Source organism: Pseudomonas sp. NPDC089530, assembly GCF_050280705.1.
GTDB lineage: Bacteria > Pseudomonadota > Gammaproteobacteria > Pseudomonadales > Pseudomonadaceae > Aquipseudomonas.
The window spans coordinates 35,459-47,945 of record NZ_JBNNVU010000009.1; the positions used below are offsets into that span (position 1 = coordinate 35,459).

Consider the following 12,487-nt stretch of genomic DNA (forward strand, 5'->3'; position numbering starts at 1 on the left):
AACAAGGGCTCTAAAAAGCTGTCAAGGAAGCCCCCCAGGCTAATGCGTACTAATGCGTGCTAATTCTTTCCTTAGAGTCAGACTCGCGCTTTTCATCCTTTGCAACTATCTCGGGAGCCACATCCGGCAAGGGCTCCGGCGCGTATTGCAGCGCAATTTGGAGGACTTCGTCAATCCATTTAACGGGCTTAATTTGTAGATCCTGCTTGATATTGTCAGGAATTTCCTTCAAATCGCGCACGTTCTCTTCTGGAATGATGACAGTCTTGATTCCACCGCGATGTGCTGCAAGAAGTTTCTCTTTCAGACCACCGATCGCCAACACCTGACCACGCAGGGTAATTTCCCCGGTCATGGCCACATCGGCCCGCACCGGAATGCCGGTCAGCGCCGAAACCAGGGCCGTGCACATGCCTACACCCGCGCTAGGGCCGTCTTTCGGGGTCGCCCCCTCCGGCATATGGATGTGCGTGTCACGCTTCTCATGGAAATCCAGGGGAATCCCCAGGCTCTTCGCCCGACTGCGCACGACTGTCAGCGCCGCCGTGATGGACTCGACCATCACATCGCCCAACGAACCGGTCTTGATCAACTGGCCTTTGCCAGGTACCACGGCCGCCTCGATGGTCAGCAACTCGCCACCCACCTGGGTCCAGGCCAGGCCTGTCACCTGACCGATCTGATCCTGCTGCTCGGCCAGGCCGTAGCGGAATTTGCGCACGCCGAGGAAATGCTCCAGCAGGTCGGACGTGACCTTCACCGAGAAGCGTTTTTCCAGCGCATGCTCCTTGACCGCCTTGCGGCAAACCTTGGCGATCTGCCGCTCCAGCCCGCGCACACCGGCTTCGCGGGTGTAGTAGCGGATGATGTCGCGGATCGCTTCCTCGTCGAATTCCAGCTCGCCTTTCTTCAGTCCGTTGGCCTGAATCTGCTTGGGCGACAGGTACTTGACCGCGATGTTGATCTTCTCGTCCTCGGTGTAACCCGGCAGACGGATCACCTCCATCCGGTCCAGCAAGGCTGGCGGGATGTTCATCGAGTTGGAGGTGCACAGGAACATCACATCGGAAAGGTCGTAATCGACTTCCAGATAGTGGTCGTTGAAGTTGTGGTTCTGCTCGGGATCGAGCACTTCGAGCAATGCCGAAGCCGGATCGCCACGCATGTCGCTGCCCATCTTGTCGATTTCATCGAGCAGGAACAGCGGGTTGCGAACACCCACCTTTGTCATCTTTTGAATCAATCTTCCTGGCATCGAACCGATGTAGGTACGACGATGGCCACGGATTTCCGCCTCATCACGGACGCCGCCCAGGGCCATCCGGACAAATTTGCGGTTGGTGGCGTGGGCGATCGACTCTGCCAGGGAAGTCTTACCGACCCCAGGAGGCCCCACCAGGCACAGTACCGGACCACGAATCTTCTTCACGCGCTTTTGCACGGCGAGGTATTCGAGAATCCGCTCTTTGACTTCTTCCAGCCCATAGTGGTCGGCATCGAGGATATCTTCGGCACGCGCCAGATCCAGGCGCACCTTGCTCTGTGCCTTCCACGGCACTTGAACCAGCCAGTCGATGTACGAGCGCACCACCGTGGCTTCAGCCGACATCGGCGACATTTGCTTGAGCTTGTTCAGCTCGGCCTGAGCCTTGGCCAGGGCATCTTTTGGCAGACCGGCAGCGTCGATGCGTTTTTTCAGCTCTTCGACTTCGTTGTGACCTTCGTCACCGTCACCCAGCTCTTTCTGAATGGCCTTCATCTGCTCATTCAGATAGTACTCGCGCTGGCTGCGCTCCATTTGCTTCTTAACGCGACCGCGAATGCGTTTCTCGACCTGCAACAGGTCGATTTCCGCATCCAGCAACGCCAGCACGTGCTCGACACGCGCCGACAGGTCGATGATTTCGAGAATTTCCTGCTTCTGCTCGATTTTCAGCGCCATGTGAGCGGCCATGGTATCTACCAGGCGACTTGGCTCATCGATACTGTTGAGGGACGACAGGACCTCGGCAGGGACTTTCTTGCCCAGTTGCACGTACTGCTCGAACTGGGACAGCAGGCTGCGGACAAAGACTTCCGATTCGCGCTCAGGAGCGTCCACCTCTTCAATCAGGGCGACTTCAGCACGGCAGTGGCCGTCCACTTCGCTGAAACGCTCCACGGTGCCCCGCTGCTCACCCTCGACCAGGACCTTGACGGTGCCGTCGGGCAGCTTGAGCAATTGCAAAACAGTGGCGATGGTACCTACGCGATAGAGTGCATCTTCACCGGGATCATCATCAGCAGGATTTCTCTGAGCCAACAGAAGAATCTGCTTGTCGCCCGTCATCGCGGCCTCGAGGGCTTCGATAGACTTCTCGCGCCCCACGAACAGCGGGATAACCATGTGCGGATAAACCACAACATCACGCAATGGCAGGAGAGGCAATTCGATGGTTGTCTTCATGATTTCGCCTCTATGGCGGCCGTAAGGCCGTAAACAGATGGAAGTAAGCTTGAAACCAAGATGGGGGCTGCCCGAGAAAAAAACAAGCTCAAGGACAGTACTTTAAAGGCGGTAAAAGCAAAGGGGCCCGAAGGCCCCTTCTGTCAAACCAGCAGTCCGGCACTTAGGCGTCCGGGGCTGCCTTGGCAGTCGGCTCACTGTTTTCATAGATATACAGTGGCTTGGACTTGCCTTCTATAACGCTTTCGTCGATCACTACTTTACTCACCTCGGATTGCGAGGGGATCTCGTACATAGTGTCGAGCAACACGCCTTCGAGAATCGAACGCAATCCACGAGCACCGGTCTTGCGCTCAAGCGCGCGCTTGGCGACTGACTTGAGGGCATCGGTACGGAACTCCAGGTCAACGCCTTCCATCTCGAACAACTTGGCGTACTGCTTGGTCAAGGCGTTCTTCGGCTCGGTGAGGATCTGGATCAGTGCAGCCTCATCCAGCTCATCGAGGGTTGCAAGAACCGGCAGACGACCCACGAACTCCGGAATCAGGCCGAACTTGACCAGATCATCCGGCTCGACTTCACGCAGGGATTCGCCGACCTTCTTGCCCTCTTCCTTGCTGCGTACTTCGGCACTGAAGCCGATGCCGCCGCGAGTCGAGCGGTTCTGAATAACCTTTTCCAGACCCGAGAACGCACCACCGCAGATAAACAGGATGTTGCGCGTATCGACTTGCAGGAACTCTTGTTGCGGGTGCTTGCGACCGCCTTGAGGCGGAACGGAAGCGACAGTACCTTCGATCAGTTTCAACAGGGCCTGCTGTACGCCTTCGCCCGACACGTCACGGGTAATCGAAGGGTTGTCAGACTTGCGGGAAATCTTATCGATTTCATCGATATAGACGATGCCCATTTGAGCCTTCTCTACATCGTAATCGCACTTCTGCAGCAGTTTCTGAATGATGTTCTCGACGTCTTCACCCACATAACCGGCTTCGGTCAGGGTGGTGGCGTCAGCAATGGTGAAGGGTACATTCAACAGGCGTGCCAGGGTCTCTGCCAACAGAGTCTTGCCCGAACCTGTAGGGCCGATCAGCAAGATGTTGCTCTTGCCCAGTTCGACCTCCTCATTCTTTTTGTCACGCTGATTGAGGCGCTTATAGTGGTTGTACACCGCTACCGCCAGAATCTTTTTCGCACGCTCCTGACCAATCACGTACTGATCAAGGATGCCGCTGATTTCTTTAGGCGAAGGCAATTTATGCGCGCTGCTTTCAGCCTGTGCTTCCTGCACCTCCTCACGGATGATGTCATTGCACAGGTCGACGCACTCGTCGCAGATAAAGACCGAGGGGCCGGCAATCAATTTGCGTACTTCATGCTGGCTTTTGCCACAGAAGGAGCAATAAAGCAGCTTGCCGTTGTCCTCGCCGTTGCGGGTGTCAGTCATTCGTTCGATCCAAATCCGATAGGCTTGCAACACAAGATGAAGGCTATTGCGGGCTTTTTCAAGCCCGCAAATGATCAGAACAACCGACCACGCCTATTTGAGCTGCTTATTTCACGCAGGGCGCTGGGTGATCACTTCATCGATCAACCCGTAGTCACGAGCGGCTTGCGCACTCATGAAATTGTCGCGATTGGTATCGCGCTCGATTTCTTCAAGGGTGCGACCGCTGTGCTGGGCCATCAGCGTATTGAGACGCTCGCGAATGAAGAGGATTTCCTTGGCGTGGATTTCGATATCCGACGCCTGGCCCTGGAAACCGCCCAGTGGCTGGTGAATCATCACGCGCGAGTTTGGCAGGCAGTAGCGCTTGCCAGGAGCACCGGCCGTCAGCAGGAACGCGCCCATGCTGCACGCCTGGCCAATGCAGGTAGTGGATACGTTTGGCTTGATGAACTGCATGGTGTCATAGATCGACATACCTGCAGTCACCGAACCGCCCGGAGAGTTGATATAAAGATGGATATCCTTGTCCGGGTTTTCCGCTTCAAGGAACAGCAATTGCGCACAGATCAGATTGGCCATGTAGTCCTCTACCGGACCAACCAGAAAGATCACTCGCTCTTTAAGAAGACGCGAGTAGATGTCATAGGCGCGCTCGCCACGAGCAGACTGCTCGACAACCATCGGGACCAGACCGCCTGCGGCCTGGATATCAGAGTTCTGCTGAATATAGGAATTACGGAACATGCTCTGCAGTCACTCCCAAATAGTCATGTCTTGAATACGCATAAGCCAGCTCGAAGGCTGGCTTATGGTGTGTATTTTCGAACGAGTAAAAAATCAGTCGGCTTGTGGTGCTTCTACCGGCTTGACCGCTTCCTCGTAAGAGACCGATTTATCGGTCACGCTAGCTTTCTGCAGAACAGTATCCACAACTTGTTCTTCCAGCACAACCGAACGGACTTCGTTCAGTTGCTGCTCGTTCTTGTAGTACCAGGACACGACCTGCTCTGGTTCCTGGTAAGCAGAAGCCATTTCCTGAATCAGCTCGCGCACGCGGGCTTCGTCAGGCTTGAGGTCGAATTGCTTGACCACTTCAGCCACGATCAGACCCAGAACGACGCGACGCTTGGCTTGTTCTTCGAACAGCTCGGCCGGCAGTTGATCAGGCTTGATGTTGCCACCGAACTGCTGAACGGCTTGAACGCGCAGGCGGTTCACTTCGTTATCCAGCAGAGCCTTAGGCACTTCGATCGGGTTGGAAGCCAGCAGGCCGTCCATTACCTGGTTCTTGACCTTGGACTTGATGGCCTGGCGCAGTTCACGCTCCATGTTCTTGCGAACTTCGGCGCGGAAACCTTCCAGACCAGCTTCCTTGATGCCGAATTGAGCGAAGAACTCTTCGGTCAGCTCTGGCAGCTTAGGCTCGGAAACAGTGTTGACGGTGACAGTGAACTCGGCGGCTTTGTTAGCCAGGTCCAGGTTCTGGTAGTTCTCAGGGAAGGTCAGGTTCAGAACACGCTCTTCACCGGCTTTAGCGCCGACCAGACCGTCCTCGAAGCCAGGGATCATGCGACCGGAACCCAGCACCAGCTGAGTACCCTTGGCGGAACCGCCAGCGAAGGCTTCACCGTCGATCTTGCCGACGAAATCGATGTTCAGCTGGTCTTCGTTCTGGGCAGCGCGCTCGGCCACTTCGAAGCGAATGTTCTGCTTGCGCAGGATTTCCAGCATGTTGTCCAGATCGGCATCAGCCACGTCAGCGCTCAGGCGCTCAACGGCGATGGATTCGAAACCGGCAACGGTGAACTCAGGGAACACTTCAAACGTTGCAACGTATTCCAGGTCCTTGCCCTTCTCCAGAACCTTGGGCTCAACCGAAGGAGCGCCAGCCGGGTTCAGCTTCTGCTCGACAACAGCTTCGTAGAAGGAAGCCTGGATCACATCGCCCACAGCTTCTTGACGCGCATCGGCTTCATAACGCTGACGGATCACGCTCATTGGGACTTTGCCAGGACGGAAGCCTGGAATCTTGGCCTTTTGGGCAGTCTGCTGCAGACGCTTGTTGACCTGTGTCTCGATGCGCTCAGCCGGCACGGTGATGCTCATGCGGCGCTCAAGAGCAGAAGTATTTTCAACAGAAACTTGCATGGATATTCCTCGTTGCACAGACGTTAGCCGGCCGTTTCCGACCCCAGAATCAAGGGCATGCATTCTAGTGGGTCAAACTCAAGAAGTCACCCTACTGAAAACGGGTAAAAAAACAGCTGGCGATTTAAAGGCGAGGACCGACGCTTGAGCCTCGCCCTGAGAGCAAATACAGCGAATCGAACCAGGGCCTCTGCACCAACGCTTCTCTATATAGAAGGAAAGGTGCATTGCACTCCCGGCAGCCGGACCAGACCACAGCCCAGCTGTTAAACCTTCAGCACTCCAGCGACAGAAGGACGAGTGTTTCGTCGCCTCTTCGACCCATTACCTGCGGCCGGCCAAAAAACCAGACGGCTGAAACGACAACGGCGCAGCCCTTTTCAGGTGCTGCGCCGTTATCTGCTATATAAATAGCCACTTAATTGGTGCGGACGAAGAGACTCGAACTCTTACACCTTGCGGCGCTGGAACCTAAATCCAGTGTGTCTACCAATTCCACCACGTCCGCGTATCAAGCTTTTAAAGCAAAGGCGCCAGACTGTTAATCTGGCGCCTTTCGGAATATGGGGTGGACGATGGGGATCGAACCCACGACAACAGGAGTCACAATCCTGTGCTCTACCAACTGAGCTACGCCCACCATATTGCGTTACTTGTGCCAAAGCTGCCTAATGGCGCACCCGGCAGGACTCGAACCTGCGACCATCCGCTTAGAAGGCGGATGCTCTATCCAGCTGAGCTACGGGCGCTTTATTAATCTGCATTCTTTGACGACTACAAACTAATTGCTTTCAGTCGTTACGAGTTAAACATCAACTCTGCCCGACCTTCTTAACCAGTGCTAGGCTGCGCCCGACAAGTGCGACGAATGTTATAGACGAGCCGTAAGGTCGTCAACTCTTTTTTGAAAAAAATTCATTTAATTAAAGGAGTTAGGGGAATTTGCAGACCAAGCGCCTTTGCCCTCACGTCCTGGCATGCGAGAATGCGTTCTCTTTTTCTCTCCCTCTCGATGGTTAATCACGCGTCATGACTGCACAACTAATCGACGGCAAAGCGATCGCCGCTAGCCTGCGCCAGCAGATCGCCAAACGTGTCGCCGAGCGTCGCGAGCAAGGCCTGCGTACTCCGGGCCTCGCGGTGATTCTGGTCGGCAGCGACCCGGCCTCTCAGGTTTATGTCTCGCACAAGCGTAAAGACTGCGAAGAGGTCGGCTTTCTTTCACAAGCCTATGACTTGCCTACAGACACCACTCAAGAAGCTCTGGCCGGCCTGATCGACCGCCTCAACGATGACCCGAACATCGACGGCGTCCTGCTGCAGTTGCCACTGCCCGAACACCTCGACGCTTCTAAACTGCTGGAGCGCATCCGCCCGGATAAAGACGTGGATGGTTTCCATCCTTATAACGTCGGCCGCCTGGCCCAACGCATCCCGCTGCTGCGTCCCTGCACGCCGAAAGGCATCATGACCCTGCTGGAAAGCACCGGTGCCGATCTGTACGGCATGGATGCAGTGGTCGTCGGCGCTTCCAACATCGTCGGTCGTCCGATGGCGATGGAGCTGCTGCTGGCCGGCTGCACCGTTACCGTCACCCACCGCTTCACCAAGGATCTGGCCGGCCATGTCGGGCGGGCCGACCTGGTGGTCGTGGCCGCTGGCAAGCCGGGCCTGGTCAAGGGTGAATGGATCAAGGAAGGCGCCATCGTCATCGACGTTGGCATCAACCGCCAGGAAGACGGCAAGCTGGTGGGCGATGTGGTCTACGAGACCGCCCTGCCCCGCGCCGGCTGGATCACTCCGGTACCGGGCGGCGTTGGTCCCATGACTCGCGCCTGCCTGCTGGAAAATACGCTGTATGCAGCAGAAACGCTGCACGGCTGAACCGAGCAGAGCTCTCGGAAAAAGAACCCCGCCAATGGCGGGGTTCTTTGTTTCTGCCCGGCCGAAAACCTGATACGAGTCGCCTCATTAGCCATGACGAACAGACCAGGGGCGCACAGTTGAACGAGTCACCCACAATGGCGCCACACTGATTCAAAACTGATACAGCATGAAATTAAATTTACCTGAGGCCCTTTCCCCGCGGGCGTGTAGCTCTTTCCTGGGACATACTCATAAAATGTAACGTTTTTCTGAAAGCAGCCCGTTGCAAAACGGCATATCCACTCCATGAGTCCGCCCGCGTGAAAATCCGTCTTTCTATCCTGAGCCTCTTTTTTGCATTTACAGGCACCTTTATCACGCAGAGCGCCGTCGCTCGCGAAACCACCGAAGCACCACGCGACCCTTCTCAACTGCATATCGCCTCCGGCAGCGCCCTGCTGCTGGACCTACAGACCAACAAAGTCATTTACTCCAGCAATCCCGACGTCGTAGTGCCTATCGCCTCGGTGACCAAATTGATGACCGGCCTGGTGGTACTCGACGCCAAGCAATCGATGGATGAGTACATTTCCGTGGACATCAGCAACACCCCGGAAATGAAAGGCGTGTTCTCCCGGGTCAAGCTCAAGAGCGAGTTGCCGCGCAAGGAGATGCTGCTGATCGCCCTGATGTCATCGGAAAACCGTGCCGCCGCCAGCCTCGCCCACCACTATCCAGGCGGCTACGCAGCCTTTATCGCCGCCATGAACGCCAAGGCCAAGGCGCTGGGCATGACCAGCACCCACTACGTCGAGCCGACGGGCCTGTCGATCCATAACGTGTCCACCGCCCGCGACCTGAGCAAGTTGCTGCTGGAGGCGCGCAAGTACCCGCTGCTCAGCGAGCTGAGCACCACCAAGGAAAAGACCGTGGCTTTCCGCAAGCCCAACTACACCCTGGGCTTTCGCAACACCGACCACCTGGTCAACAAGGCCAATTGGGATATCAAGCTGACCAAGACCGGTTTCACCAATGACGCCGGCCACTGCCTGGTGCTGCTGACCCGCATGAACAATCGCCCGGTGGCCCTGGTGATTCTCGACGCCTTTGGCAAATACACCCACTTCGCCGATGCCAGCCGCATCCGCCAGTGGCTGGAAACCGGAAAAGGCGGCTCGGTGCCCGATGCGGCCTTGCGCTACAAGGCTGACAAGAACCTGAAAAGCCGCCAGAACGGCGTCGTTCAGACCGCTAAATAAAATCACGCAGGTACAAAAAAGGGCTGCGGATCCATCGATCGCAGCCCTTCTTTATAGACGGCGCCCCAGGGCGCCGTTTGTATTTCTACCCCTTCAGTGAGCGGACAACGCCTTGGTCGCGCGCGCCGCCGCGCTCTCCTGCCCGGCCTGAGCCAGATCGTTGGCCGCGTTCAGCCAACGCTGGCGATCGACCTGGGCGGGCACCTGGGTCGGCCCCTGAATCAGCACCGCCCAGTGCCCCGCACTGTTCCAGGCCGATTCGAACGCGGAAAAATCCATCGACAGACGACGGTTCATGCCAGCACGCAGCAATACCGTCTGCTTATGCCGGTTGTAACCGGCCAGCACGGCATAACGGGGTTCGGCCCAGAACGCCGAGCCCTCGGTGTAGCGCACCATGACCGGGTATCCCGCGGCGACCTGGGTCAGCAACGCGGCCAAGTTGCCGTCCAGCGGATAGACCACCATGCCGTACTCCCGCGCCAGCTTCAGCATGTTCTGCTGCAACTGCGCCTCGGCGCCCGGCAGGTGCAGCGGCTTGTCCAGCAAGCCCGGGGTGATGGTGACCCCTTGCTGGGACAGCATGCTGGCCAGGGTACCCGGGCCGCTCTGATAGGCCTCGCCGCGGAAGAACGGCACGCCGTTGAGCTCCACCCGCTCGGGCAGGCGTTGAATCTCCGGCTGTACGCTGCCAGCGCAACCCGCCAGCATCAGGGCACAAGCGCCCGCCCCCACCAGTGTTCGAAATCGTAGAAACATCCGTTCCATCATGACTCTCTTGTTCAGACACCCAGCCAGGAGCCCCGGCCAAAGCCCCGATCATAGGGCCCGACGCGGCACGGGTATAGCGTCAAGCCACAGTAATTTGCGCCCCATAGAGCAAACCGGTCGCTGACACGCGACTATTGGTCAATGGCTTGAAACACATCCGCGGCTAGACTGTCCCTTGCAACGTGTCTGCCCCACACCGGGCAACAAGGAGGCATGTATGAGCCTGACAACGACAATCCTGATGCTGATCGGCGGCTGGCTGGCCGTAGCCGCGGCCATGCTCTGGGGCGTCCTGCGGATTACCCGCCGACATCATCCGCGCTTGCCGACTCCTGCCGCGAAAACCGAGAAAGCGGCCCGGCATCACGCCACCGCGCACTGACTGACCCTTTTTCTCCCCCCAATAAAAAACGGCTGCCTGTGTCCTTGCACACAGGCAGCCGTCGTTTTTATTGCCGCGAATCAGGCTTCGACTTCCGCCTCAGCCGCCAGGCGCTTCTGCCGGGCACGACGGGCCAGCATGTTCAGCCCTTCGATGGCCGCCGAGAAGGCCATGGCCGCGTACACATAACCCTTTGGCACATGGGCGCCGAAGCCTTCGGCGATCAGGGTCATGCCGATCATGATCAGGAAGCCCAGGGCCAGCATGACCACCGTCGGGTTGTCATTGATGAACTTGGCCAGAGGCTCGGCCGCCAGCAGCATCACCATGACCGACACCACCACCGCGATGATCATGATCGGCAAGTGTTCGGTCATGCCGACCGCCGTGATGATGCTGTCGATGGAGAACACCAGGTCCAGCATCAGGATCTGACCGATCGCCGCGGCAAAGCCCAGGGACACGCCGCCCGTCTCGCTCTTGGTCTGCTGCGGCTCCGGGTCCATGCTGTGATGGATTTCCGTGGTGGCTTTCCACAGCAGGAACAGGCCGCCGGCGATCAGGATCATGTCCTTCCAGGAGAAGACCTGGCCGAAGACATCGATCACCGGTTCAGTGAGCTGCACGATGAACGCGATGGTGCTGAGCAACGCCAGACGCAGGATCAGGGCCATGCCGATACCGATCCGGCGGGCCTTGGCCCGATGCTGCGCGGGCAGCTTGTTGGTCAGGATCGAAATGAAGATCAGGTTATCGATGCCAAGCACGATTTCCATGACCACCAGGGTAGCCAAGGCGACCCACGCGGTGGGGCTGGCGGCGAGTTGTAAAAGGTATTCCATGGCGCAGTCCTGAGTCGGGGGTATGGGGGGATCAGATTTCCTGGGACGACGAGGTCGGTGCCTTGGCCTCGTCAGCCGGTTTTTCCTGCTTGCCGGTCAAGCCCTGGGTGGCCTCGCTGAGGGCCTGTTCGGCAGCCTTGTGCGTATCGTCGATCGCCTGCTTGGCGTTTTCGGCGGCCTTGCCCAGCAGTTGCTGCGCGCTTTTTTCCGCCTGTTCGCAACCGGCGAGCGTGATCAGCGACAGTGCCAGCAACGATGCGGCGATGGATTTGTAGGTCATTGCGCGTTCCTCGTTAGAACCGAGCGGGCCGAGACGATGGCCCGTCAATAGCGAGGCATTCTATGGAGGGAAATACTTCAGGAAAATTCGTATTTTTAACAGCTATACTTCGATTTTTACGAACAAAAGCCTGCCATGCTCAATTACCGCCAACTGCACTATTTCTGGGTCGTCGCCAAGACCGGCAGCATCGTCCGGGCCTGCGAGCAACTGAACCTGACCCCACAGACCATCAGCGGCCAGATCACCCTCCTGGAACAGACCTACGGCATCGAGCTGTTTCGCCGGGTCGGCCGGCAACTGGAACTGACCGAAGCCGGGCGCCAGACCCTGCCCTACGCCGAGCAGATGTTTCAGCTGGGTGGCGAACTGGAGGCCATGCTGCAGGCCCAGCCCGACGAGCAGCAGATTCTGTTCCGGGTCGGTGTGGCCGATGTGGTGCCCAAATCCATCGTCTACCGCCTGATCGCACCGACCATGGAACTGAGCGAGCCGATCCGCATCACCTGCCGCGAAGACAAGCTCGAACGCCTGCTGGCCGACCTGGCCATCCAGCGCCTGGACCTGGTGATTTCCGACAGCCCCATGCCGTCGCACCTGGATATCAAGGGCTACAGCCAGAAACTCGGCGAATGCGGCATCAGCTTTTTCGCCACCGAAGAACTGGCCGAGCTGTATGGAGCGGACTTCCCCCACAGCCTGCAGGGTGCTCCGCTGCTGATTCCCGGGCAGGAAACCGTGGTCCGCAGCCGCCTGCTGCGCTGGCTGGCGGAGCAGCAGATCCAGCCGCGGATCATCGGCGAGTTCGACGACAGCGCCTTGATGCAGGCATTCGGCCAATCCGGCAGCGGGATTTTCATCAGCCCCAGCGTGATCGCCGACGAAGTACGGCGCCAATACGGCGTGCAACTGATCGGCCAGACCGACGCGGTCAGCGAGTCGTTCTACGCCATTTCGGTGGAGCGCAAGGTCAAGCACCCCGGCATCGTGGCGATTACCGAAGGCGCCCGCCGCGAACTGTTCACCGCGATGGGCGCCTGAGG

Annotated in this window: 11 protein-coding genes and 3 tRNA genes; 4 read left to right on the top strand and 10 right to left on the bottom strand. The window is 57.8% G+C overall.

Annotated elements, in window-relative coordinates:
• Nucleotides 1–49: 49 nt before the first annotated feature.
• From lon to ACQKQA_RS05680, 7 genes are all read right to left on the bottom strand, one after another.
• The gene (lon, locus tag ACQKQA_RS05650) at nt 50–2,446 is read right to left on the bottom strand and encodes an endopeptidase La (RefSeq protein WP_427554385.1); all 2,397 of its coding nucleotides are present in this window, start codon (nt 2,444–2,446) and stop codon (nt 50–52) included.
• 163 nt (nt 2,447–2,609) lie between these two features.
• Nucleotides 2,610–3,893 (bottom strand): ATP-dependent Clp protease ATP-binding subunit ClpX, encoded by a 1,284-nt coding sequence (clpX, locus tag ACQKQA_RS05655; protein ID WP_427554387.1) that lies wholly within the window; start codon nt 3,891–3,893, stop codon nt 2,610–2,612.
• A 111-nt stretch (nt 3,894–4,004) separates the two neighbouring features.
• On the bottom strand, nt 4,005–4,640 hold the full coding sequence (gene clpP / locus ACQKQA_RS05660; RefSeq protein ID WP_427554389.1) for an ATP-dependent Clp endopeptidase proteolytic subunit ClpP: 636 nt from the start codon (nt 4,638–4,640) through the stop codon (nt 4,005–4,007).
• A gap of 93 nt (nt 4,641–4,733) precedes the next feature.
• Nucleotides 4,734–6,044 carry a trigger factor gene (gene tig / locus ACQKQA_RS05665; protein WP_427554390.1) on the bottom strand — a complete coding sequence of 437 codons (1,311 nt, stop codon included), beginning with the start codon at nt 6,042–6,044 and terminating at the stop codon, nt 4,734–4,736.
• A 423-nt stretch (nt 6,045–6,467) separates the two neighbouring features.
• Nucleotides 6,468–6,552 (bottom strand) — tRNA-Leu (locus ACQKQA_RS05670).
• Nucleotides 6,553–6,608: 56 nt separating this feature from the next.
• Nucleotides 6,609–6,684: transfer RNA gene (locus tag ACQKQA_RS05675), tRNA-His, on the bottom strand.
• Nucleotides 6,685–6,716: 32 nt separating this feature from the next.
• Nucleotides 6,717–6,793, bottom strand: a tRNA-Arg gene (locus tag ACQKQA_RS05680).
• 280 nt (nt 6,794–7,073) lie between these two features.
• Between ACQKQA_RS05680 and folD the strand changes: the two genes are divergently transcribed.
• Nucleotides 7,074–7,928, top strand: coding sequence for a bifunctional methylenetetrahydrofolate dehydrogenase/methenyltetrahydrofolate cyclohydrolase FolD (folD, locus tag ACQKQA_RS05685; RefSeq protein WP_427554392.1), 855 nt, complete (start codon nt 7,074–7,076; stop codon nt 7,926–7,928).
• A gap of 302 nt (nt 7,929–8,230) precedes the next feature.
• Nucleotides 8,231–9,169: a D-alanyl-D-alanine endopeptidase gene (pbpG, locus tag ACQKQA_RS05690; protein ID WP_427554394.1), complete on the top strand. Its 939-nt coding sequence runs from the start codon at nt 8,231–8,233 to the stop codon at nt 9,167–9,169.
• Nucleotides 9,170–9,262: 93 nt separating this feature from the next.
• Here the strand turns inward: pbpG and ACQKQA_RS05695 are convergent, their stop codons facing one another.
• A complete protein-coding gene (locus tag ACQKQA_RS05695; RefSeq protein ID WP_427554396.1) occupies nt 9,263–9,937 on the bottom strand; it encodes a PA2778 family cysteine peptidase in 675 nt (224 codons plus the stop codon).
• 220 nt (nt 9,938–10,157) lie between these two features.
• Here ACQKQA_RS05695 and ACQKQA_RS05700 point away from each other — a divergent pair, with 220 nt between their 5' ends.
• Nucleotides 10,158–10,322 (top strand): hypothetical protein, encoded by a 165-nt coding sequence (locus ACQKQA_RS05700; RefSeq protein WP_427554398.1) that lies wholly within the window; start codon nt 10,158–10,160, stop codon nt 10,320–10,322.
• Nucleotides 10,323–10,402: 80 nt separating this feature from the next.
• Here the strand turns inward: ACQKQA_RS05700 and ACQKQA_RS05705 are convergent, their stop codons facing one another.
• Both ACQKQA_RS05705 and ACQKQA_RS05710 read right to left on the bottom strand, forming a co-directional pair.
• Complete coding sequence (locus ACQKQA_RS05705) at nt 10,403–11,164, bottom strand: TerC family protein (protein WP_427554400.1); 762 nt, start codon at nt 11,162–11,164, stop codon at nt 10,403–10,405.
• Nucleotides 11,165–11,195: 31 nt separating this feature from the next.
• A complete protein-coding gene (locus ACQKQA_RS05710) occupies nt 11,196–11,444 on the bottom strand; it encodes a hypothetical protein (RefSeq protein ID WP_427554402.1) in 249 nt (82 codons plus the stop codon).
• Nucleotides 11,445–11,579: 135 nt separating this feature from the next.
• On the opposite strand from ACQKQA_RS05710, the gene nhaR reads away from it, so the two are divergent.
• Entirely contained in the window at nt 11,580–12,485 is a 906-nt protein-coding gene (gene nhaR / locus ACQKQA_RS05715; RefSeq protein ID WP_427554404.1) for a transcriptional activator NhaR, read from the top strand.
• Nucleotides 12,486–12,487: the final 2 nt, after the last annotated feature.